The organism is Prevotella sp. S7 MS 2 (assembly GCF_000762865.1).
In the GTDB taxonomy this organism is placed as follows: domain Bacteria; phylum Bacteroidota; class Bacteroidia; order Bacteroidales; family Bacteroidaceae; genus Prevotella.
In genome coordinates this window covers 1-25,452 of record NZ_JRPT01000008.1, presented here as the reverse complement: position 1 = coordinate 25,452, position 25,452 = coordinate 1, and the positions used below count along the sequence as shown (strand labels likewise).

The following is a 25,452-nucleotide window of genomic DNA, read 5'->3' as shown; positions in this document are numbered from 1 at the left end:
TTTTGGTTTTAGTTTGTAAGTTTTTGAGTTGATAAGTTTTTAAGTTATGGGACGGAGAAGGGCTATTTCTTTCGCCCTCCCCCTTTTGGGAACCATCGGTCATCGACCGAGTAGTCGCTTTCGGCTCAGTCGGTGCGACAGAAAACGAGGGAGATAATGGACGGGGTGGGGCTCCTGTAGGGACGCGGCATGCCGCGTCCGCGGTGGAATTTACAATCTCTTGATGCCATTCTTTTAGTATATATACGGTCTACGGACGCGACATGTCGCATCCCTACAACGTTCTATTGCGAAGGCTTATACAAAAAAGAGACGGTATACATACCATCTCTACCCAACCGGAATAAACGGTATTTCACCTTTTATTCCCCTTCCAATATACGGCGAAGCAGATAGGTAGCATTCTGATTACGCGCCACACCGGAGGTAATCTTATATGAATAAGTGACATGAGCACCCAATTCTATCTCGAAACAATAGTTATGGAATCGGTCGCTTTGCATCTTCGAGAGCTCCAAATCGTGGGTGGCTATGATGCCGGTAACGTCGAGATGACTGATTGCCTCTAAGAACATGCGCGACCCATTGAGCTTATCGAGCGAGTTGGTACCTTTCAATATCTCGTCGAGAATAATGAGTGTAGGATGACAATCGCGACAGTATTGCAGCAATTGTTGTAAGCGTAAGAGCTCGGCATTGAAGTAAGAGATGCCGTGGGCTAGGTCGTCGGTGGTGCGCATGCTGCTGAATAGGTGAAACACAGACACCCGATAACCATCAGCAAACACAGGAATACCGTTCATGGCCAAGATATAATTGATGCCCACCGCACGCAGGAAAGTACTCTTACCCGCCATGTTGGCACCAGTGATAATATAATAATGGTGGTCTACGATGCAGAAATCGTTGCGCACGGCCTTAGCTCCAAGGAATGGATGGAACAGCCCTTGCGCCTCATATACCAGCTCTTTGGTATCGTCCAACACCTCTGCCGGACAGGCTTCGGGATGGTTATAGCTGAACGTAGCCATTGATATGCGGGCATCCATACGGCTTACCGTATCCATCCACTCGCCCATTTCATCGGCATAATCACGCTGCCACAAGGCAAAACGGCGCAAGAGGAAGAAATCGCTCCACACCAGTCCATCGGCAAAGAAAAGCCCTAGAATGTTACCGCGACGGTCGAGTCCGCCCAATATCTGCTCCAGTTGGGCAAACGAGTCGATAGCTTCGCGTAGCATCTTACTGTCAGCTGTGTTCAACGAAGTGGCAAAAGATTCGTCTACGATGTGCCTTACCACTTTAATATAAGTACCCATCTGCTCGTGCAACCGGTCTACCACGCTCCCTACTCGCTTCAATGTGCCGGACGTAAAGAGGAACACAAGGCCGAATTGCAAGATGACCCACCATATCGGAAGATTCCAACTTGCCATACCAAACGAGGCTGCGCCGAAAGCACACAAGCAGCCGACGATGGCCAAAAACGCCAAGATACGCACCCCGTTACTCTGTGCAAAACTCGGAATACGGGTCTCGCGCATCAACGACACCACCCGCATCACCTCGTTGGTATCCAATCGTCGCTGCTGTCCGAGGGCTATAAATTCAGCTCGCCAAGCATCCTTGACGGCCAACTCAGCGATGGCTTCCGCTCCTTTCTCATCATATTCCAATTGCGATAACTGCCGAGCCAGTCGATCACTACCGCCCGATGTAACCGTACGATTCATGCGCTGGAACAACGACTCCGGCCCAAAGACGTCTAAATCGAACGTGTATTCATGACGAGCATCGACATAACGACGGCCATCATCGAATGCCGTAAAGTCGCCGTCAAGAGAAGCCTGCTCGTGCAAAAACACTTGTTGTAAATCAGTCTTACGCTGCAACAAGTCGGAATTTCGACCATCTATACGCCTCACGAGGGCATAAGCCAACAGCGACAGAGCCGAACCGACCAATAAAGGCCAGCCCCACGACACCACCGTATATAAAACAATGAAAGCCACAAACAGCACAAAGAATGCTATTTGGGCTATCACTAATGTATTTCCTTTTCTTTTAAGTTGCGCTATTTCGAGTGCCAATGATTCGGCATGGCTGCTATAATATGCTTTTAAATCCATTCGGTCGTATATGATTTACAAGTGCAAATATGCGAAAAATATTCAAGAACACAGCCTTTTAAAAGAATTTTTCCGCAATCATCACATCTTTTAGCGATCATGGAGAAGCTACTGTCTACAGAAAATGCTATCATAAACATAGAAGAATCAGGAACATTACCACTGAGTAAATAGCAACGTCTATCCCGAAATATCGACTCGCATGGAATACTCGCTCACCAAGATGGGTGAATTGCTCATGCCAAATAACTACACACTGATAGCTAGGGCGAAAACCAACTTCGCCCTAGTAATAACCTACTGATGCAAATTCTAATATATATAGTGGTAGAACTGGGGAAATAGGATTTTTCCTATCACATTGTAGGGAAACAATCTTGAAGAGCGGGGAAAAATACCGTATCTTTGCGACAGAAACAAGATTAAAAAGCAAAATTCGTCATGAAGAGATTTACGATATTAGCAATGAGCACCGTTATAATGGCAAGTAGCTGTGACACCTATACAGGAACCGGCGCTTATACCGGCGCCACATTGGGATCGATACTGGGTTCTGCCGTTGGTGGAATAAGCGATGGACCACGCGGTTCGGACTTAGGAACCATCGTAGGAATGGTGGGTGGTGCCGTGATAGGAGGCGCTATCGGCAACGCGGCCGACCAACGTGCACAAGAACGTGTCTATTCTGACGCTCCAGTGCGCCACGACCGCTACGAGCGAGTGCGCGATAAGATACGCAACCGCGACTATCAAGGCACTGACGATTATCCATATTCCGACACATCGGACAACAGTGGATTTGATCAAACCAACAGTGGTGACGACAGAATCTATGACTTCGACGGTACGGATTATACAGGAAACTACAGCGCTCAACAACCTACTACCAACATGCCACTATCTTCTAGCGTAGAAGAATTGGCCAATGGATATAAGTACAGTCCCACGATAGAGATTAGTAATGCCCGATTTGTAGATGCCAATCAAGACAATAAGATTAGTCGAGGTGAAATTTGCAAAGTCATCTTTGAGGTTTACAACCGTGGTAAAGAAACTATATCAGACGTTCAACCGATGGTGGTGGAGGCCGACGGAAACCGACATCTCTACGTTTCGCCTAGCATCCATATCGAGAAAATACTCCCCGGAAAGGGCATAAGATATACAGCCGTAGTGAAAGCTGATAACAAGTTGAAAGCAGGAACGGCCAAAATCTGTATCTCGGTGGTACAGGGTAACAAAGCTATCTCAAAAGTAAGCGAATTTAATATTCCCACACAGAAATAATGATAGCTTTGTCTTAAAAACATTGGAAAGAGTACATAAGCGTACAATTCCATATATTTGTCGACAGATACTCAGCTGATTCTTACTAAAGAGTCACAGCCATAACGGTGAAGGCGGGGTTTCTGTCGACATTTTTATTGCTAGTTCCAACTCTTTAAAGGCTGTTTGATGGCACAAAAAAAGAGTAGAGTTTTTTGCTCTACTCTAAGAATTTATTGAATATATTCTTCCAACTATTAGTCTTGGGAGCTTGCTTAGAGGGAGCATATTGCACCTTCTGCTTACGCCGTACAGGTTTGACAGCCTTAGCTTTCTGGGGAAGTTTCTTGGCTTCTTGGGCAGCATCTTCAACCCAATCGCTCACAAAACTAGAGCCACTTTCAGCAACTCCGAAATCTAAACTCGGCATATACACCTCTTCATCGGGCTTGTAAGGAATAGCAGGAGCCTCAGCATACACTTCAACAACAACGCCGGTCACTCCTTGGGCAAGCATTCCCAGCTCTTTGGCTGCTGCCCATGATAGGTCAATAACACGGCCGCGACCATATGGGCCACGATCGGTAACTCGTACAATGACCGTTTTGTCGTTGCTAAGGTTTCTCACCTTCAGCAACGTACCGAACGGATAAGTACGGTGAGCACACGTAAGGCTATCATGATGTAGCCTCTCTCCACTACTCGTACGGGTTCCTGTAGCCTTCTTGGAGTAGTAGGATGCCTTCCCGGTTTGCTGTGCAAACATCGTGGTAAAGGCACATAACCATATTAAAAGGATTACGCTTCTTCGATATTCCACTCGTTATATATTAAGTTATTAAAAGGAGTTAGCAGGAGTTAAGGCTATCTTCGACAGCCTCGGAGTTAAAAGCCATTTGTTTTTTTGCCTCATCTATAGACATTTGACCTAACTCCCAATGAGCAACGCGAGCCTAACTCCCATTAACTCCTACTAACACCACATGCTATCACACAACACCTTGCGCCATCATAGCTTTGGCTACTTTCATGAATCCAGCAATGTTAGCTCCCTTCACGTAATTCATATAGCCGTCGGCCTGCTTACCATAGAGCGTACACTGGTCGTGTATAGAGTGCATGATACGATGTAATTGTGCATCTACTTCTTCTTCCGACCATGATAGGCGCATACCATTTTGCGTCATTTCAAGTCCCGATGTGGCCACACCACCGGCGTTTACGGCCTTTCCGGGAGCAAATAGTTGTCGCGCTTGGATAAACTTTTCCACCGCCTCGGCAGTGCATCCCATATTCGATACCTCTGCCACACAGAGCGGTTTATGAGCTAATATGCGGTCGGCATCTTCTCCATTAAGTTCATTTTGGGTAGCGCATGGCAGATAAATATCGGCTTTTTGCTCCCAAGGTTTGCGTCCTTCGAAGAACCGACCACTCTCAAATTCATCGGCATAGGGCTGACATACGTCGTTGCCACAGGCTCTTAGCTCAAGCATATAAGCTATCTTCTCGTCGCAAATACCGTCCGGATCATAGATATATCCATCCGGTCCGCTAATCGTTATGACCTTTGCACCGAGTTGAGTAGCCTTCTTAGCAGCTCCCCAAGCCACGTTTCCAAAACCCGAAATAGCCACAGTCTTGCCCTTGATGTCTATATCGTGGATCTGCAACATTTGATTGACGAAGTATAAAGCACCAAATCCAGTTGCCTCAGGACGAATACGCGAGCCGCCCCACTCAACGCCTTTACCGGTCAACACACCTTCCCAACGATGCGTCAGCTTCTTATATGTGCCGAAGAGATAGCCTATCTCGCGGGCTCCAACACCTATATCGCCGGCGGGAACATCCTCGTCCGGGCCGATATAATGATAGAGTTCTTGCATGAAAGATTGGCAGAATCGCATCACTTCGGCATCACTCTTACCACGTATGGAGAAGTCACTTCCGCCTTTACCGCCACCCATTGGCAACGTGGTGAGCGCATTCTTGAATGTCTGTTCAAACCCTAAGAACTTCAAAATCGACAGGTTTACCGACGGATGGAAGCGCAGTCCACCCTTATAAGGACCTATGGCACTGTTGAATTGCACGCGGTAGCCCAAGTTCACATGAACCTCTCCACGGTCGTCAACCCATGGTACACGAAACGTAATGATGCGCTCCGGCTCCACCAAACGTTCCATAATCTTCATGCGATCAAACTCCGGATGCTTGTTATACACGTCTTCAATAGACATAAGGACTTCACTTACTGCTTGCAAATACTCCTTTTCACCCGGATGCCTTCGCTCCAAATCATTCAAGATTTTACTTACTTCCATAACTAGTATCGATTAAAAGGGCAGGCGAACCAACACCCTTGGTTATGTTGCAAATATAGAGTTTTTATACATAAGTGCCAAATCACAATGTCAAAAAAGATTTAAAACAATAATAAAGTTTATGGCAATATATCCTATTTTTTTCTGTTTGCTCTTAGTGGATTTTTATTCTGCTGTGTTATAATAACAAAACTTATAAGAAAAACGCCTATGAGAATATGACCAGAGAAACAATCTATGCACGCCATGCAATAAGGGCGATGCACCAATATGCCATTAAAGACTTTATTAATTCTAACTATAAAACCTATGAATCGTTATTTATCTAAATGTCGGAAGAGCTCACCTTCTTCTTATTTACATCCGATGAGACTCCTACTCTTCCTTTTCTTACTCTTATCAACACCACAAACTTTTGCCCAAAACAAAAGCCTTGAGATTCCTACCAAAACCCTTTCTGTGGGTAAACTATTTGCTCAAATCGAACATTCCACAGGATTTTTGCTCGTCTACAGCGATAAAGACGTCGATGTAAACGCCAAGATTACGTTTACACAAACCAAGGGCAACCTGAAATATTTCCTTTCTCACCTCGCCTCTGAACTTCATCTCAATTATGATATTACACAAAATAAATATGTAGTATTTAGAAAGAAGGCTGTCGAAACACACCAACAAAGTACTAAAGGAAGTAAACTTACCGGACATATCACAGATGAAAAAGGGGAACCACTCATCGGTGCTACCATCATACAGAAAGGTACACAGAACAAAACAATTACCGATATGGATGGTAACTTTGAAATCGATGCCCCCAAAGGAAGCACATTGCTCGTCTCATATATAGGTGCCAAGGATAAAGAAATCAAAGCTAGCGAAAGTATGCAGATAACAATGACCGACGATATAGAGGCCCTCGATGAAGTCGTCGTCATCGGTTATGGCACCGTAAAAAAAGCAGATTTGGCCGGTTCTATCGCTGTGCTCGACAGCAAATCGTACAGATATCAGCCCATTGTCAATGCCACAGATGCATTACAAGGTCGTGTTGCTGGTGTTTCGGTTACCAATAGTGGCGCTCCCGGAGGCACTATCAAAGTCAGGGTACGCGGTGCCAGTTCCATTAATCGTAGCAACGACCCGCTATATGTAGTCGATGGTATCGTGAGAGAGAGTGGTGTTGCCGGTCTAGATCCGGAAGATATACAGTCCATGCAAGTCCTCAAAGATGCTTCGGCAACAGCCATTTACGGTTCAAGAGGCTCCAATGGTGTCATCTTAATCACAACTAAAACCGGTAAAGCCAACCAACAACTCATCACTTTCGATGCCAAACTGGGTGTCAGCAATGTGGCAAAACGTTACGATACACTTAGTCCTTATGAGTTCGCAGTGGCTTACAACGAAGCTCATCCCAATACTTTCGACAGCAACCAGCTATCTTCTTTCCAAAACGGAACAACTGGAACCGACTGGCAAGATGCAGTCTTCAAGACCGGTATCACCCAAGATTACAAAGTAGCATTGTCTAATGGCAACGATAAGACACAATATTATGTCTCTGCCAACTATATAGGACAGACAGGCACCGTCATCGAAAACAACTACAATCGCTACCAGTTCAGAGCCAATATGACTTCCGACGTATCGAAGTGGCTAAGTCTTACCACCGACATCAACTTCTCTCACAGTGCTGATAAGAGCCATAACTTCACCGCATCTAAAAACAATGTGCTGTGGGCTATGCTCAACTACTCTCCCGTAACAGACATATACGATGCCAACGGAGGCTACAATCCCGACCGTTATTGCGCTATTACAGAGTATAATCCTGTTGCAACTTTGAAGGAAAGTAGGTCGCAAAATCGTCGCGACATTCTCAATGCGCGAGTAGATTTAAAGTTTACCATCCTGCCAAACCTTACGTTCACCTCTACTAATGGAGTAGACTACAACGACTATAAATATTATTATTTCAACTCAAAGAAGATTTCCGTCAACATCAATAACGGTATGTCGAATGCCGATACCCAACGAATGGCATTACAAACCACCAACAACCTGACTTATCATGGGCAATGGGGACTGCATTCTCTCACAGCTACCGGTGTCTTTGAATCTTCATTCTCCAAAACCAGATTCATGAAAATTTCAGGCGATAATCTCTTAACAGAGAGCGTAGGTTGGTGGAATTCTACACTAGCCAAAAGTCGTCAAGACAACAACAGTTACTCTTCGTGGTCGCTTCTTTCTTATGTGAGCCGTTTGATGTACAACTACAACGATCGCTACTTGGTCACCGGAACATTCCGTGCCGACGGTTCTTCCAAGTTCTCTAATCAGAAATGGGGCTATTTTCCATCTCTTGCTTTGGCTTGGCAACTTGGTAATGAGAATTTCATGCAACACCAGAACGTTATCCAGAATGCCAAACTACGACTCAGTTATGGTATCGTAGGTAGTCAGGCTATTGATCCGTACGAGACATTAGGCTTAATGTCTCAAACCACTATCGCTTTTGGTGGCGACTCCAAGTACACCGGTTACTGGACTGGAACCAATGTTCCTACGCCCGACTTGACTTGGGAGAAAACTCATCAATTCAACGCTGGTCTTGACTTCGGTATCCTTGATAGTCGCATAAGATTCACATTCGATTACTTTGTAAAGTTTACGAAAGATGGATTGCTACGCAAGAACATGCCCAACTACGACGGTGGAGGTTCTTACTGGGTCAATGCATGCGAGGTAACCAACCGTGGTTTGGACTTTACTATTGATGCCGATATCCTCAGATCGAAAGATTTCTCATGGAATTCAGCCTTTACAGGCACCTTCTTGAAGAATAAGGTCACTTCATTAGACAACATCCCATTCATCGCCGGAAACACTCCAGCCTATGGTTTGGTCGGAGCTGTATCGCGCGTAAAGGTAGGTTACCCCATCGGTTCGTTTTTCCTTTACGACTGGACAGGCATCGATGCAAATGGACATGATACGTATGCCGACTATGATAACAGCGGTACGCTCTCCGAAGGCGACAAAATTGTGACCGGCAAAGCTACTCCCGACTTCAGTTTCGGATGGAACAACACCGTCACGTGGCGCAACTGGACTCTCAGCGCGTTCTTCACCGGAGCCATAGGTGTACAGCGTCTAAACCTCATTCGCTATACGGCAGCCTCCTTCAATGGCAACTCTAAATTCATCACTCTGCGTGATGCCTACTACAACTCATTTGGAAAGAGCGCTAACCCCATATACCCATCAGTCACAGTCACCGACAACGACTACGAGGCAGCATCTACTAAATGGCTGGAGAACGCCGATTATCTCAGGTTGGACAATCTATCTCTGTCGTACGCCCTACCCAAGAAGGTGCTTCGTTTTGCCGATGCCACCCTCTCATTAAGCATTCAAAACCTGTTTACCATTACCAAATATAAAGGTATGGATCCTGCCGGTGTCTCATTCATGAGTTCTGAATTGGGCAGCACCGACCTCAATGATGGTATCGATATGGGTGCTTACCCCTTATCAAGAACCGTAACATTTGGATTGAAAGTTAACTTCTAATAGACACAGACAATATGAAAAAGACTTATATTATAGCCGGATTAAGTGCCTGCTTGGCACTGATGACTTCATGCCAAAACTTCCTTGACGAAGATCCTAAGGGTAGGTTGACTGCCGATACATTCTTTTCTACCCAAGAAGAACTAGACATGGGCACCTACGCTTTGTACCGCCAAGTAATGAATTCTCAAAACAACACCAACCCATTAATCATTGCTTGGCAAGGCGACGACATCACTACACACCCCGGAAGCAACAAGCAAGCGTATGCTGATGTAGATGCTTTCCACCCCACAGACGGCAATAAAGGCGCTGCAGCTGTATGGAATTCGGGATATAAAGTGATTAAGGCTGCCAACTATCTCATCAACAATGCAGAGAAAACTCCGACTACTCAAGAGGAAGTAAACATTGCTATCGGACAAGCAAAGTTTTGGCGTGCCGTGAGCTACTTCAAACTTGTAAGAGTATTTGGCCCCGTTCCTATGAACCTAAGCGGTGAAGTTGACTATTCGCGTCCTCTTGCTTCGGTCGAAGAAATATATAATCAAATTGTCGCAGACTTGAAAGATTGTGTCGAGATATTGCCCACCTCTTACGCCAAAGCACCCCGGAAGATGAATGGAGCCAATATCTATATCACCAAGCAAGCAGCACAATCTGTACTCGCAGCAGTCTATATGGGAATGGCAGGATGGCCCCTTAACAAGACCGAATATTACAAAGAAGCGGCCGCCAGTGCAAAAGCAGTCATCGACGGAGTAAAAGCCGGCAAGTATGAATACATGCTTGAGCCTAGCTACAACATGGTCTATGCTCCCAGCCACAACTATACCAACGAGACCATCGTAGGTATCAACTACAATGGCTCGTATGTTTGGGACGAAGATTCCGAGATGGCTGTCAGCGATTTGTTTGAATCTCTCGGTGGATGGGGCGATGGTTGGAGCGAATACAAGTTCTGGAAAGACTTCCCCGCAGGCGCTCGTAAAGACGCCACCATTAGTCCGAAAATAGTTAAAAATAACGGGCGAAACGGCGAAACAGAACTGATAGACTGGTGGGAAGTAGAGGAGAAGCACCCCATGTACTGCAATCTACTCACTGGAACCGGCTTCACCGACTATGACTATACAAAACCAGCAGGTGGCAAAAGCACCAATAGCCATCGCCATCGCTTGGTTCGTTACGCTGAAGTATTGCTGTGGTATGCCGAATCACAAGCCCGTTCAGAGGGTACTCCCAACGCTTTAGCTTACGACTGTATCAACCAAGTTAGGCATAGAGCAGGTCTGGAGAATCTCCCAACAGGCATGTCAGGAAACGAGTTTGCCGAAGCTTGTGTGAAGGAGCATGGTTGGGAAATTGCTGGATATTGGCCTGCTTTGGTTTGCCGACGTCAAGACTTGTTCCGTCTCAACCGCTTGGAATCGCTCTTCAACTATCGCAAGAAGAATGCTCCTATCGAAATTACAACAGGTGTAATGGAAAAAGAAAACGTCCTCATTCCTGATAATGTGACATGGAATGGAGACAAGAGCATCTACCTACCTTACCCTGCCGACGATGCCTCTTTGAACTCAAATATACGACGTTAAGGTTATATTAGACACGAGAGATGGCGTGGTGACACGCTGTCTCTCTTTTTTTGTGTTTACTGCCTAGGCTAGGCAACATTTCTGTCTCAACTTGGCAGTAATGCTGCATGGCCCATTCAACATTACTGCAAGAGCCTTGCAGCAATTTAAGAAGATGGACACTTGAGATAACTCATGACTCATTTAAATACTCAAAGTATCAATTATCTCATGTCGCTAAGGTAAACTATATTCGTCTAAAACACCCAATCTACCCACAAAAGAGTAAATTATAGCAAATTAGATACATTTTCTAGCTCTTTTGTTTAGTGGTTTTCTTATATTTGCTTGTCTATATCATAAAAACAGGAACAAATGGATGAACGCATCAATCAATATTTGGAAGGAACTCTCAATAGCCAAGATACCGAACAGCTGTTACAAGATGCACAGTCGTCGACAACATTAAAGGCCGAACTAACCCGTGCTATCAATATGAAAGCACTGATATCTCTCCACCCCGATCTCACCAATGAGGAAGCTGGCAGAGAAAGTCTACTACAGAGACAGAAGGCTCAAAAAAGAGATACCATGAAATTGCTGGCTCGACAACTGCTTCGCTACGCAGCCATATTGATACTTGGCATCATCGGTACAGCCGCTATCTTCAAATACCACATAGGTTCTCAGCAACCCATAGCTTATCAGAAACTAAATGTACCGGAGGGACAACGGGCACAGATTACACTTCCCGACGGCACCTCGGTATGGGTCAACTCCGGTTCTACTATCACTTATCCATCGACCTTTGGGGACGAACGAACCGTCTTGCTGCATGGCGAAGCTTACTTCGATGTAGCCAAAGACGAGAGTCATCCATTCATTGTTCAAGCAGGCAATAGACAGGTAAAAGCGCTTGGTACGGAATTCAACGTGCGTTGCTATACCCCCACTACACTAGACGTATCCCTCTATGAAGGCTCGGTCAGAGTCTATCAACCTAGCAAGGAAGCTCAAGGAACAATACTAACGCCCCATCAGCAACTCATTATAGCCGGCAACCAACAAAAGATTCTAGCCGTAGACCAAGACGAGATACTATGGCGCGATGGCATCATCTCGTTTAAGTCGGCCAGCATACAAGAAGTGGCCGAACGCCTACACCAGTATTACCATGTCGACATCATCATCAAAAACGACGATATTGCCAAACAAGAATACACAGGAAAATTCCGTCTACACGATGGTGTTACGTCGATTCTACAGCTTATTTCGAAGGTATATCCGTTCCATATCAGCCACAATGCCGAGAAAAACGAAATCATATTATACTAATACATACGCATGATAAAAATTCTATCAACCCTTTTATTACCCCTACTCGTCACAACTTCAGCACTAGCCGCAGACATACTTGTAGAGGCAGAGAGCTTTGAAGTAAAAGGCGGATGGGCGGTCGACCAACAGTTTATGGACCAAATGGGGTCGCCTTATCTCATCGCCCACGGCATGGGAGTGCCTGTTGCCGACGCATCAACCCACATCACCGTGCCACACGATGGCACATACTATGCATTCGTTAGAACCTATAACTGGACATCACCGTGGCATCATGGGCAGGGTGCAGGGGCTTTCTCGCTATGGATTAATGGTAAGAGATTGTCGCCAACACTTGGAAATATCGGCACACAATGGATGTGGCAAAAGGCCGGTAAGGTGACTCTGAAAAAAGGAAAAGCAACGCTCCGACTAAAAGACCTAACCGGATTTGACGGTCGCTGTGATGCCATCTATCTCACAACTGGCAACAACTTACCGTCCGAAGACTCGCTAGCATTAGCCAATATGCGCCAACGACTGCTCCAACTACCTAGCGTTGCCCCTTCGGCAGGAACATTCGATTTTGTTGTTGTAGGCGGTGGTGTGGCCGGAATCAGCGCGGCTGTATCAGCAGCCCGACTAGGAATGCGAGTAGCTTTGGTGCAAGATCGCCCCTTCTTGGGTGGCAATAACAGTTCAGAAGTACGAGTCCATCTAGGTGGAAGAATCGAAACAGGAAAGTTTCCAAACCTCGGTGGACTCCAAAAAGAGTTTGGCCCAACGGAAGAGGGCAATGCCATGCCAGCCGAAAACTATGCCGACCACAAGAAGATGGACATCGTTCAGCGTGAACCAAACATTTCTCTTTTTACCAATTACCACGTGAACAAGGTGCAGATGGAAGGTAATAAAATAGCCTGTGTCATAGCCCTAAACACACAGACATCGCAACCACTGATCTTCAAGGCGCCACTGTTTGCCGACTGTACGGGCGATGCTACAGTGGGATATTTAGCCGGAGCCGACTATAAGATGGGACGTGAAGCCTACAATGAGTTCGAAGAGCCATTAGCACCGAAGCAGGCCGACGAGATGACCATGGGGGCTTCGGTACAATGGTATGCCCAACCAACGAAGAAAACCAATACATTCCGCCCATTCAACTATGGTATCTCATTCACCGAAGAGAGTTGTGAACCCATCAAAAAGGGCGAATGGACATGGGAGACAGGGCTCAACAAAAATCAGATAACCGACTTTGAACGAATCAGAGACTACGGTCTGATGGTGGTATATTCTAACTGGAGCTACCTGAAAAACCAATATTCAAAGAGAAAAAAGTTTGAGAAAGAACAGTTGGGATGGGTGGCTTATGTTGCCGGAAAACGCGAGTCGCGTCGTCTACTAGGCGACTATGTACTGAGTGAACAAGATCTTATAAAACATGTTTCGCACGAAGATGCATCGTTCACCACCACGTGGAGTATTGATTTGCATTATCCCGACTCACTCAACGGCATTTATTTCCCCGGCAATGAGTATAAAGCCATATCGAAACAAAAGGTAATTTATCCTTATGGCGTACCTTATCGATGCCTATATTCTAGAAATATTGACAATCTCTTTATGGCTGGTCGCGACATCAGCGTGACACATATAGCCCTCGGTTCGGTTCGTGTCATGCGCACAACGGGCATGATGGGCGAGGTTGTAGGAATGGCAGCATCGCTCTGCAAACAGCATCAAGCACTTCCACGCGACATTTATACACGGTATCTCAGTCTCCTAAAGCAGCTTATGAAGAAAGGGATAGGAGGTCAAGGACTCCCCAATAATCAGCAATACAATGAGGGTGGCATCTTAAGTAAGCCGCCTACCGTACAATAAATATACTAACATGAAACAGTTTCTATTTTATCTCGGTCTCTTTTACTGCCTTGGTCTCAATGCACAGACGCTACTGCCATTGCCCGTACAGCAACAAATAGGTAATGGAACTTTTGCAGTCGATAGACATTACAAGATAGTGAGCAACTTAAAAGGTAAGGACTCGAAGTACATTAAAGAACAGGTGGCAATGTTGATGGGCACGCCCAAACAGACAACACAAGCACAACCAAAAGGCGTCATTGTACTTCGGCTCACCCAAGGAGCCTTTCGCGCCGAAGGATATAAACTGAATGTGGGGCTCGATACAATTCGGATAGAGGCTTCCACAGCATCCGGTATATTCTATGCAATACAGACTTTACGCCAAATGGAGCAGCAGAAGCATATTCCATGTACCGAGATAACCGACAGCCCGCGCTTTGCTCATCGCGGATTCATGCTTGATACATCGCGCCATTTTTGGTCAAAAGACTTCATCAAGAAACAGATTGACGCTCTAGCCTACTTCAAATTGAACACCTTACATCTGCATCTTACCGATTGCGAAGGGTGGCGAATGCAGATTAAGAAGTATCCACAACTCACCGACGGGGCGGCTTATCGCACGCAATGCAGTCGCGACCAGTGGATAGACGAAGGACGTAAGTTTTGTAAAAAAGACACACCGGGGGCTTACGGAGGCTATTATACACAAAAAGATTTAAAAGAAATCGTAGCGTATGCACGCAGTCGATACATCAATATCGTCCCTGAAATCGAGATGCCCGGCCATAGCTACGAGGTGATGCAGGTGTTTAAAGACCTGTCTTGTACCGGACAAGGTGATGGGTTCGACCTTTGTGTGGGCAATGGGCATACGTTTAAGTTCCTTACCGACATCTTACAAGAGGTGATGCGTGTCTTCCCTTCAAAAGTAATCCATATCGGTGGCGATGAAGCGACGATGCGTTATTGGAAGAAATGTCCCAAATGTATCGGACTATACAATCGTATGAACATGAACGATACGGCACAGATACAAGGCTATCTCATCAGTAGAATCGACAGTTTCCTTACGGCTCACGGTCGCAGAATGATAGGTTGGGACGAAATTCTCGATGGTACTACACTTTCGCCACAAACACTTGTCATGTCATGGCGTGGCGAAAAAGGTGGCATCAAAGCCTCCAAAATGGGACATCATGTTGTGGTATGTCCATCTAAATACTACTATCTAGACCATTATCAAGATAAGCCTGAAACACAGCCAAAGGCTCTTGGCGGTTATTCACCTTTGGAAAAGGTCTATTCTTACGACCCTATTCCTGCCGAACTAAAAGGAAGCAACGTAGAGAAATACATTGATGGAATACAAGGAAACCTATGGGCGGAATATATAGAAACACCCTCTCACGTTGAATACATGATGTATCCACGTCTCTTAGCCATTGCCGAAACAGCTTGGGGAACCAAGTCATCCTATACCGACTTTAGGAAACGCGTGCTCCATATCGAATCCTATCTGCGAAGCAAGGGTTACAATTGCTTCGACATAAACCATGAAACTAATACTTACAAAGCAGAAATAACAAAATGAAAAAGATTTTATTTACCCTTTTAGTGGTACTGATGAGCCTCAACGTTCAGGCTCGTAAGGATGTTGAGATTACCGTATTGCAATGGAATATATGGCAGGAAGGCACGGTGGTACCGGGCGGTTACGATGCCATCGTCAACGAGTTGTGCCGTCTGAAACCCGACTTCGTCACGCTGAGTGAAGTGCGTAACTACCATAACGTAAACTTTACGCGCCGACTCGTCAACGATTTGAAGGCCAAAGGACTAACCTATTATTCTTTCCGCACAGACGATTCTGGCCTTTTGAGTCGCTATCCTATCCTTGATTCTGTTTACGTTTCAACCCTCAACAAGGATCATGGGAGCATCTATAAACTCACAGCCGAGGTGCAAGGGCGCAAGGTCAGCGTCTATACAGGACATTTAGACTACCTTGATTGTGCTTATTACAATGTTTACGGATACGATGGTTGCACATGGAAGGAGTGCGAACGACCACAGTCGGTGGCCGAACTTTTGAAGTTGAACGACCTCTCTTGGCGTGACAATGAGGTACAGACGTTTATCAACGAGGCTCGCCATGACATCAAAGCAGGTCATTGTGTAGTCTTCGGAGGCGACTTCAACGAACCGTCTCATTTGGATTGGACTGCCCAAACCAAAGACCTTTACGACCATCATGGCATGATCGTACCTTGGACCGTGTCTACCATGCTCTACAAAAACGGCTTCCGAGATGCCTATCGCGAGGTTTATCCCAGTGCCATCACGCATCCCGGCTTCACTTATCCAAGCTATAATCCGGCTGTAAAGATGGAACAATTAACGTGGGCACCAAAGGCCGACGAGCGCGAACGCATCGACTTCATCTACTATAAAGGTAAAGGTGTGACGCCCATATCGGCTCAGATATTCGGTCCCGACATGTCTGCCTACCGCTCAACAGCTCTCAAGGAAGATACCAAAGACTCTTTTGTGCTTCCCACAGGACTATGGCCCACCGACCATAAAGGCGTATTGGTGAAATTCAAAATCCGTTGACTACCAAGTTATGAAATCTGAGTAAGACATTCAAACTAAGGCACGAGGCTACCATTCTAAGGCATCATATACAGGAACGCCAACAAAGGAATGCAGTTTTTGAGTTCTTCTCGTAGCTTCTTATAAGCAATGCTCATCTGCACTTCCACCGTATTTACCGACACACCTAACTCCTGTGCGATGGCTTTTTGCTTCGTGCCTTTGAGCTTACTCATGATAAATATCTGCCTACATTTATCCGGTAGATGGTTAATGGCATTTTCCAACATCGTCTCTATAGACTCGTCCGAGAAGTTCATATCCAACTGTTCCAACGAGTCATACATGAGTTGCATCTCCAGTCGTTGCGTTTCGTAATACTTGGAATAAGCTTCCGACACCGTCAATCGTTCGCGCAAATGATTCAAGCAAGCATGCTTGACCGATATAAACAGATAACTTGTGATGTTTATATCCTTATTAAACAAGTCTTCACGTTCGTATATTCTCGCGAAAACATCCTGCACTATATCCTCCGCATCGGCTTCACGCTTCACATAGACAAGTGCGAAGTTCTTCACACGAGCATACCATGTGATATAAAGTCTTTCAAAATCGGTCATTATATCCGTGTAGATGAGGGATTAAGCACAGCATTATCATACTACAATCCGTATTGTATTATTGACAGCAAAAGTAAGTAAAAAAGCTGAAATTCACAAGCCTAACCAAGCCAATAAGATACTAGAAAATCGCCATACAAACGTAAGGGCATAAAAAAAGGGGCTCCGCTGAGTCCCAACCTTTGTTAACCTTAAATCTAATACCATGAAAAACACGATGCAAAGATAATATGAAAACAAATTGCTTCCAAATATTTTGTGATAAAAGGTCTGTTTCTTTAGTTTTTTATTGTCTTCAAAAGGCTTATTAACAGTTACTTACCTCAACACCACTCCCTCTTGTTTCTTACCGTCCATGAGAATGCGTAGCGGATGGCCGAAGCGTACATGGCGTACATACGGCGTCTCTTCCACGGCAGGCAAGCTATCCAATAACTCCTTCCGAATGAGTCCGCCATCCTCTGTATTCATATCTATGGTAAAATAGCCTACGCCGAAACTTGTCAGATTTTGGAAGAAATGGGTACCCTGACTAGGATCTACCCGATAATCTTTGAGCGCCACTTCCACAATAACACGGGCTGCACTGATATGCGGCCACTTCACCGGTACGCCTAGATAGTGGTCGCTTGAACCCCACCTACCGGGTCCTACAAGGATGTAGTTCTTCCCTTCTGTCAGGAACTTGCGGTTGATTCGCTCTATATCGTCGGCCACATAATAATTGTTCATGGCCGAGAACGTGTCGTCGTACTTCACGTATACCACGTCGACAACATCTTCCGAAATACCATGTCCCAACGAGTGATGCGAGCGCAACAGGCATTCCTCATCGGTAATACCACACACATCCTCATCCAACATTTGCTTGGCGTCGACGATTGGACGTACCTGTAACAGGTTGAATTCGGCAGCATTATCTTCCGAAATATTGCAGGCGAACTCTATTTCTACCGGCCTTCGCATGGCTTCAGAGCCATACTTCATCGACATTTGCATCACTTCGGCAAACGGAATCACTCCTTGTTGCAATACACCGGCAAACGAAATGATTTTTCGTCCACCCTCATATAGCCCGTCACGTATCACTTGATCGTAGGGATCAAAGGTCGATGCTATCAGGTAAAGCGAGCCATCTTTGTCGGCTTCTTTCACTTTCCGACGACTGATATTGAACCCATCGTCTACATTGAAGTCGTCGCTTACGTGCGCCATATCAAGTGCATAGAACTGCGTCTGCGTCTCACGCAGGGCTATTTCCAATTCACTCATCTGCAACACTTGGTCGGGATGATAAGGAGATACACGTAAAGTCTGCCCTCCATCCACGATATACTTACCCAGTCCAAGAGCCAAAGAGGCGATTCCTTCTTCGGCCGTTTCGTCGCCAATGGGATAATAATTGAGCGAACGCAGCACTCCACTGATATTCGGATAATAGTGAGTACCGTATTGTTTTCCCACTACTTCCTGTAATATCACGGCCATCTTCTCTTGGTCTATCACGTTGCTGGTGGCCGTCATGTACGCTTTAGAATCGCGATAGTACACAGATGCATACACACTCTTGATGGCTGCGGCCAACATATGCAGCATGGCATACTTGTCATCCAAGTAAGGTATCATGTAAGTACTGTAGATTCCGGCAAATGGTTGATAGTGACTATCCTCCAACAACGAACTCGAACGAATAGCAATAGGGCGTTTCGTAGCCTCGAAGAATGTGAAGAAATCGGCTATCAACGAGTCGGGCAACTGCGCTCGCAAGAAGTGTTGAAGTATCACTTCGTCCGTTGCATCGCTCAAAGCTATTTGGTATAGGTTGTTCTGCTCCATGAATTGGTCGAACACATCGGTGCACAATACCACCGTCTTGGGTATCTGTACCTTTATATTCTCGTAGGCATTAAACTCCGGATGCATCTTCACAACATTGTCCAAGAATGCAAGTCCGCGCCCTTTACCGCCCAACGAGCCTTCACCAATACGTGCGAAATGGGCGTAACGGTCGAACTTCATACGGTCGAACACGGCTACCACACCGATGTTCTTCATGTGTCGATACTGCACAATGGCGTCGAATATAATCTGACGGTGTGCTTCTACATCCTGCAACTCGTGCCAAGTGATATTCTTAAGGAACGCCGATACCGGGAAAATGGCACGCGCCGAGAGCCAACGACTCATGTGATTGCGACTCACATGGTAGAGCATGGAGTCATCGGGAATCTTGAAAATGTTGTCTTGCAGTTCCTTGAGCGAGCTCACACGCATCACTTCTTCATGTGTCTTCGGGTTACGGAAGATGAAATCTCCAAATCCCATGTGCTCTTCCATCAAATGACGGAGGTCTATACTCATCTTCTTCGAATTCTTATCTACAAAGTGGAAGCCTGCAGCCTCAGCCATTTGGCGGTTTGCCGACTCCGAACTCTCCATGATAAGCGGCACATACTCGTTACGGCTTCTGATTTCTCTCAACAATGAGAGACCAGCCTCGCCATCCTTCACACCGCCTCGTGGGAAACGAACGTCGCTGATAACGCCCAACGTATTGTCCTTATATTTTCCATACATGGCCAACGCTTCTTCGTAAGTTCGTGCCAATACCACCTTCGGACGACCTCGCATACGCAACGTAGCCGTGTGTTTGTTCAACGCTTCGGTAGAGAACCGCTGGCTCTGCAACAATATATAATTGTAGAGATTGGGCAAAATAGACGAATAGAAACGGATACTGTCTTCCACCAAGAGAATCATCTGCACCCCACCCTCGCGTATATCGTGCTCTATGTTCATCTTGTCTTCTATCAATTTGATGATAGAAAGGATGAGATTGGTATTGCCCAACCAGCAAAACACATAATCAAAGATACTCAAATCTTCATTCTGCATGCGACGGGTAATACCGTGAGAGAAAGGCGTCAGTACGATACAATGAATAGCGGGGAATTCATCTTTGATGGCATGAGCCACGGTGAAAGCATCATTATCGGCGTTACCCGGCATACAGATCACCAAGTCTATGTTCGTTGTCTGTAGCACTTTTGAAGCTTCTTCTATCGTACTCACCTGCGTAAACGTAGGCGGATAACGTAATCCCAACTGCATATACTCATTGTATATCTTCTCTTCTACGCGTCCATCGTCCTCCAACATGAACGCATCATAGGGATTGGCCACAATGAGAACATTATAAATACGACGCATCATCAGGTTGACAAACGTCACATCTTTGAGATAAAACTTATTCAGAAACTTCTTTTGCTCGGTATCTCCGCTCATAATTGTTACTTTAGTCATAGGCAAAGATAACGTAAATAGAAGATAATAACGAAATTTACAGGCAATTTATATGAAAGCTTTGCTGGCTTCTCTTTTTATTGTAGTTTTGCATTCCGAAGTTCAAAACAGTTTCATCATGCAACGTATCTTACTATTTATAAGCTGTCTGATAATGATATCCAACCTCCCATCTTTTGCACAACAAAAGAATATCACTACTGAATATAATTTCAAGAAAGAAGCCGATTTGTTCTTGCAACAGATGCCTGAAGGACTACAAGTAAAACAAACAGCAGCTATTCGTAAAGCCATAGAAGGCAATACTGCCCCACTTGCCGCTATTAGAAATTCACGCAACCAAGTTCCAGAAGTATGTAATGAGGTCATAACATCTTACATCAGCAATACACTCTGTCTATATACTCCCCGTAACAAGAAACAAAAGACGCTCCCACTCCTCATCTATCTGCACGGTGGTGGGTGGACATTCGGCAGTATCAACAGCTGTGCTCGCTTTTGTCAGCAACTGGTTGCCCAAGGCGAAGTGATGGTATTGGCTCTCAACTATAGGTTAGCACCCAAACATCCCTTCCCTGCCGGACTGCAAGACTGTATCAATGCGGTGCGTATGGCAAAAGAGAAAGCCTCTGAATGGGGCGCAGATAGTTGCCGAATATCGATCGGTGGCGACAGCGCAGGGGGAAATTTAGCCCTCACCACCACATTAAACTTCTTGCAAAAAGGAACATCACCTCTCCATTCGCTACTCCTTTTCTATCCCGTAATATCTGCTTGGAACGATCAGTCGGCATCGTGGAAGGCCTATCAAAAAGGATTTGCCTTAGACGGAAGTATCATGGAAGCATTCAACCAAGCCTACGCCAAGGGGCGGGAATGCCATCCGTTGGTTTCACCCTCTATGGCTTCAGACACATTACTGGCACAATTGCCAAAACTATTATTGGTTGCTGCCGAGCGCGATATTCTATGTTCTCAAGGGGAAACCTTCGTCAGGCGCATTCAACAATTAGGCGTCGATGCCCGACGAGAAGTATTACCGGGTAGCGTCCACCTGTTTATTACCGTTAAAGGGCAGGAATCTGCTTTCCAAGAAAGCATAAGATTGGCTCATGACTTCCTTCGATAAGCATCCACAACCTACGTTTACTGCTCACCACGAAGTATCTTCCCAGCCCACTCTACCTGCTTTTTCGCAGGCGTAGACACATCTTTCAAGCTATAGGGAATACCCAGATTCTCCCATTTATAAATGCCCAATGCATGGTAGGGCAACACTTCTATACGCTGCACATTGCTTAATGTTTGAATAAAAGCAGCCAATCTTCGAAGTGCATCTTCATCATCGGTAATGCCCGGAACCAATACATGACGAATCCATACAGGCTTACCCATGTCTGAAAGGCAACGAGCTGCATCAAGAATATTCTCATTAGGATGCCCTGTCAACATACGATGAGCCTCGCTATCAATATGCTTGATATCGAGTAACACCAAATCGGTATGCTCCATGAGGTGTACAAACTTATCATAAAAGGGCGACTGTCGAGAGAATGGTTGGGCAGAAGTATCAAGACATGTATTGATACCTCGCTCATGAGCTTTGCTAAACAGTTCTATCAGAAAATCGGTTTGGAGCAACGCCTCACCCCCACTCACCGTAATCCCCCCGTCTTTTCCCCAATAACTTCGGTAGCGTTCGGCACGGCCAAGCAACTCTTCTGCCGTAACGCTCTGCTGCTTTTCTTTTTTCCAAGAGTCCGGATTATGACAATAGCGACAACGCATGGGACAGCCCTGTAAGAAGATGACGAAGCGAATACCGGGGCCATCTACCGAACCAAACGACTCGGTAGAATGCAGAAAGCCCACTTTCGGACTGTCCATATCATCCGGAATGCCATGCAAATCGCCATTCGCCGACATACATTTTTTCTGTTCTTGTATATTTAACTTGTTCTTTTCCATTTCTTATCCTCTCTATTTGCCAATTAGAAACGGAGCGCTGTTGAGGCGCTCCGTTTCTTTTTCATATCCGAGCATATGACCATAGCTCCCTCATTTGATATAGAGTAAGCTACAGTTTTTCTCGTTTTTACATCTTGTCGTGTGCCTGACGTGCTATCACATCTTCTTGTTGCTCGCGCGTTAAGTCGATGAATTTCACGGCATAACCACTCACACGAATGGTAAAATTAGCATATTCAGGTTTCTCAGGATGCTCCATGGCATCTTTCAACTTATCTACACCAAATACATTTACGTTGAGATGATGAGCACCACGACTGAAATAACCATCCATGACACCCACAAGTGTACGAGCGCGTTCTTCATCATCGTGTCCTAATGTATCGGGGCTGATAGTCTGTGTATTGCTAATTCCATCGAGCGCATACTCATAAGGCAACTTAGCCACAGAATTGAGCGATGCCAACAATCCGTTCTTCTCGGCACCATACGATGGATTTGCACCAGGCGCAAGGGGTGTTCCGGCCGGACGACCATCCGGCATATTACTGGTAAACTTACCATAAACCACATTAGAAGTAATGGTAAGGATACTGGTAGTAGGTTCGGATTCACGATAAGTATGGTGCTTCTTAATCATGCCGATAAACGTCTTGAGCAACCATACAGCAATATCATCCGCACGATCGTCATCATTTCCGTAACGGGGGAAGTCGCCTTCGGTCTTAAATTCGAGTGGGAATCCAGTCTCATCACGCAGGATATTGACCTTGGCATACTTGATAGCGCTGATAGAATCGACCACATGGCTGAAGCCAGCAATACCTGTTGCGAATGTTCTACGTACATCGGTATCAATAAGAGCCATCTCCGCTGCCTCATAAAAGTATTTATCGTGCATATAATGAATGAGGTTGAGGGTATTCACATATACACCTGCCAACCATTCCATCATATCCATGAAGCGAGGCATAAACTCATCGTAAGTCACCACGTCACCCTCTATTGGGCGCAAAGCAGGACCACATTGCTCGCGTGTTCTAGCATCTACACCACCGCTAATTGCATAAGTGAGACATTTAGCCAAGTTGGCACGAGCACCAAAGAATTGCATTTCCTTACCGGTCTGGGTAGCAGATACGCAACAACAAATACTGTAGTCGTCACCCCATACCGGACGCATCACCTCGTCGTTCTCATACTGAATAGAACTTGTCTTCACCGAAATAGCAGCTGTATACTTCTTGAAACCTTCGGGTAAACGCGGACTATAGAGCACAGTGAGGTTAGGTTCGGGCGATGGTCCCATATTCTCAAGCGTGTGAAGGAAGCGGAAGTCGCTCTTCGTCACCATCGAACGCCCGTCCATACCCATACCTGCCACCTCTAATGTAGCCCATACGGGGTCTCCACTGAATAGTTGATTGTATGAAGGAATGCGAGCAAACTTCACCATGCGGAACTTCATCACAAGGTGATCTATCAATTCTTGAGCCTCATCTTCGGTAAGAGTACCTTCACGGAAGTCGCGCTCAATATAAATATCAAGGAATGTTGAAATACGACCTACAGACATTGCTGCACCATTCTGCGTCTTGATGGCAGCCAGATAACCGAAATAAAGCCATTGAACAGCTTCACGAGCATTCTGTGCAGGTTGTGAAATATCATACCCATAGAGTTCAGCCATAGCCTTCATCTCTTTGAGTGCCTTTATCTGCATTGATATTTCTTCGCGCTGACGAATGACATTATCGGTCATCGTACCGTCTCCACAGAGATTCAAATCTTTCTTCTTCTCTTCTATCAAGAAGTCAACACCATACAGAGCTACACGGCGATAGTCGCCCACAATGCGTCCACGACCGTACGTATCGGGCAATCCTGTAAGAATATGATTGTGGCGTACCAACTTCATCTCGTCGGTATACGCATCGAAAACTCCATCATTATGAGTCTTACAATATTTCGTAAAGATTTCATGCAACTTCTCAGACGGTGTATAGCCATAGGTGGTACAAGCCTGTTCTGCCATCTTAATACCGCCATAAGGCATGAAAGCACGCTTCAAAGGTTTGTCTGTCTGAAGTCCAACCACCTTTTCAAGGTCTTTCAATTGGCTGTCTATATAAGCCGAACCATAAGCTGTCATACTCGAAACGACTTCAGTCTCCATATCAAGTACACCACCTTTGGCACGTTCTTCTTTCTGTAACTGCTGCAAAATACCCCAAAGCTTATCCGTAGCAGCCGTTGGAGCCGCCAAGAAATCTTCGTTTCCGTCAAAGCCTGTGTAATTGTTTTGAATAAAATCTCGCACATTGACTTCGGTTGTCCACTGATGTCCTACGAAACTTCTCCATTCATTCTTCATTATCCTTAATATTATTGAGTGAAAAAATAAAATCTGTATACCTCTATAGTTATGTCATCTCATCTGTCCGAGAAGCATCTTTATCCTCTGTAAAGATTTCATCCGACAGGAAATCGAACTACAAAGGTAACACCATTTCTTCATATCAAAGAATATATGACATACACATTAAGGAAAAATACCAAGTAATGAGGATAAGAAACTCCTCACTACAGCAACCAGCCACAACATGGCTACCCTCTGCGTTAGCCGCTTGCCGGAATGAAATGACGGCTGGCGGACTAATAGGGATACAAAAATTGAATGCCTTTAGGTACTCCCCCTCAATCAAAACTGTTATTGGGCGAATACAATTCGCCCCTACTCATCACTCATAACTCCTCACTTCTTACTCTAAACTCGTCTACTTGTCAACTTTAAACCATCTCCCTCTCCTTGAGAGAGGGTTGAGGTGAGGTTACTGCAAGGGCTCAGCAGCTTTGCTGCCAAGCCTATTCCGAAATGCTGAAAAGTCGAGAC

The 25,452-nt window shown here is 45.5% G+C and carries 15 protein-coding genes; 8 read left to right on the top strand and 7 right to left on the bottom strand.

The window, feature by feature from the left end; all coding sequences use genetic code 11:
- Positions 1 to 362: 362 nt before the first annotated feature.
- Positions 363 to 2,132, bottom strand: a complete 1,770-nt coding sequence (locus HMPREF0671_RS02765; protein WP_036896595.1) for a hypothetical protein — start codon at positions 2,130 to 2,132, stop codon at positions 363 to 365.
- Positions 2,133 to 2,573: 441 nt separating this feature from the next.
- Between HMPREF0671_RS02765 and HMPREF0671_RS02760 the strand changes: the two genes are divergently transcribed.
- On the top strand, positions 2,574 to 3,419 hold the full coding sequence (locus tag HMPREF0671_RS02760) for a glycine zipper family protein (protein WP_036896594.1): 846 nt from the start codon (positions 2,574 to 2,576) through the stop codon (positions 3,417 to 3,419).
- Positions 3,420 to 3,618: 199 nt separating this feature from the next.
- On the opposite strand, the gene HMPREF0671_RS02755 is transcribed toward HMPREF0671_RS02760, so the two are convergent.
- Together HMPREF0671_RS02755 and gdhA are read right to left on the bottom strand one after the other, a co-directional pair.
- Positions 3,619 to 4,164: a septal ring lytic transglycosylase RlpA family protein gene (locus HMPREF0671_RS02755; RefSeq protein WP_062433538.1), complete on the bottom strand. Its 546-nt coding sequence runs from the start codon at positions 4,162 to 4,164 to the stop codon at positions 3,619 to 3,621.
- Positions 4,165 to 4,387: 223 nt separating this feature from the next.
- On the bottom strand, positions 4,388 to 5,725 hold the full coding sequence (gene gdhA / locus HMPREF0671_RS02750) for an NADP-specific glutamate dehydrogenase (protein ID WP_036896593.1): 1,338 nt from the start codon (positions 5,723 to 5,725) through the stop codon (positions 4,388 to 4,390).
- A gap of 309 nt (positions 5,726 to 6,034) precedes the next feature.
- Here gdhA and HMPREF0671_RS02745 point away from each other — a divergent pair, with 309 nt between their 5' ends.
- From HMPREF0671_RS02745 to HMPREF0671_RS02720, 6 genes are all read left to right on the top strand, one after another.
- Positions 6,035 to 9,301 (top strand): TonB-dependent receptor, encoded by a 3,267-nt coding sequence (locus tag HMPREF0671_RS02745; protein WP_036896592.1) that lies wholly within the window; start codon positions 6,035 to 6,037, stop codon positions 9,299 to 9,301.
- Positions 9,302 to 9,315: 14 nt separating this feature from the next.
- Positions 9,316 to 10,899, top strand: a complete 1,584-nt coding sequence (locus HMPREF0671_RS02740; protein WP_036896591.1) for a RagB/SusD family nutrient uptake outer membrane protein — start codon at positions 9,316 to 9,318, stop codon at positions 10,897 to 10,899.
- A 354-nt stretch (positions 10,900 to 11,253) separates the two neighbouring features.
- A complete protein-coding gene (locus HMPREF0671_RS02735) occupies positions 11,254 to 12,213 on the top strand; it encodes a FecR family protein (protein ID WP_036896590.1) in 960 nt (319 codons plus the stop codon).
- A gap of 9 nt (positions 12,214 to 12,222) precedes the next feature.
- Positions 12,223 to 14,085, top strand: coding sequence for an FAD-dependent oxidoreductase (locus tag HMPREF0671_RS02730; RefSeq protein WP_156958355.1), 1,863 nt, complete (start codon positions 12,223 to 12,225; stop codon positions 14,083 to 14,085).
- Positions 14,086 to 14,095: 10 nt separating this feature from the next.
- Positions 14,096 to 15,664: a beta-N-acetylhexosaminidase gene (locus tag HMPREF0671_RS02725; RefSeq protein ID WP_052052780.1), complete on the top strand. Its 1,569-nt coding sequence runs from the start codon at positions 14,096 to 14,098 to the stop codon at positions 15,662 to 15,664.
- On the top strand, positions 15,661 to 16,686 hold the full coding sequence (locus HMPREF0671_RS02720) for an endonuclease/exonuclease/phosphatase family protein (protein ID WP_036896589.1): 1,026 nt from the start codon (positions 15,661 to 15,663) through the stop codon (positions 16,684 to 16,686). The genes HMPREF0671_RS02725 and HMPREF0671_RS02720 overlap by 4 nt, the downstream gene beginning before the upstream one ends.
- 56 nt (positions 16,687 to 16,742) lie before the next feature.
- Here the strand turns inward: HMPREF0671_RS02720 and HMPREF0671_RS02715 are convergent, their stop codons facing one another.
- Together HMPREF0671_RS02715 and HMPREF0671_RS02710 are read right to left on the bottom strand one after the other, a co-directional pair.
- Positions 16,743 to 17,288 (bottom strand): RNA polymerase sigma-70 factor, encoded by a 546-nt coding sequence (locus HMPREF0671_RS02715; protein ID WP_036896588.1) that lies wholly within the window; start codon positions 17,286 to 17,288, stop codon positions 16,743 to 16,745.
- 318 nt (positions 17,289 to 17,606) lie between these two features.
- A complete protein-coding gene (locus HMPREF0671_RS02710; RefSeq protein ID WP_369793915.1) occupies positions 17,607 to 20,591 on the bottom strand; it encodes a PEP/pyruvate-binding domain-containing protein in 2,985 nt (994 codons plus the stop codon).
- Between the two features lie 154 nt (positions 20,592 to 20,745).
- On the opposite strand from HMPREF0671_RS02710, the gene HMPREF0671_RS02705 reads away from it, so the two are divergent.
- Positions 20,746 to 21,720, top strand: coding sequence for an alpha/beta hydrolase (locus HMPREF0671_RS02705; protein WP_232223156.1), 975 nt, complete (start codon positions 20,746 to 20,748; stop codon positions 21,718 to 21,720).
- Between the two features lie 17 nt (positions 21,721 to 21,737).
- On the opposite strand, the gene pflA is transcribed toward HMPREF0671_RS02705, so the two are convergent.
- Both pflA and pflB read right to left on the bottom strand, forming a co-directional pair.
- Positions 21,738 to 22,478, bottom strand: coding sequence for a pyruvate formate-lyase-activating protein (gene pflA, locus HMPREF0671_RS02700; protein WP_036896596.1), 741 nt, complete (start codon positions 22,476 to 22,478; stop codon positions 21,738 to 21,740).
- A 208-nt stretch (positions 22,479 to 22,686) separates the two neighbouring features.
- Positions 22,687 to 24,933, bottom strand: a complete 2,247-nt coding sequence (gene pflB / locus HMPREF0671_RS02695; RefSeq protein WP_036896586.1) for a formate C-acetyltransferase — start codon at positions 24,931 to 24,933, stop codon at positions 22,687 to 22,689.
- Positions 24,934 to 25,452 lie beyond the last annotated feature (519 nt).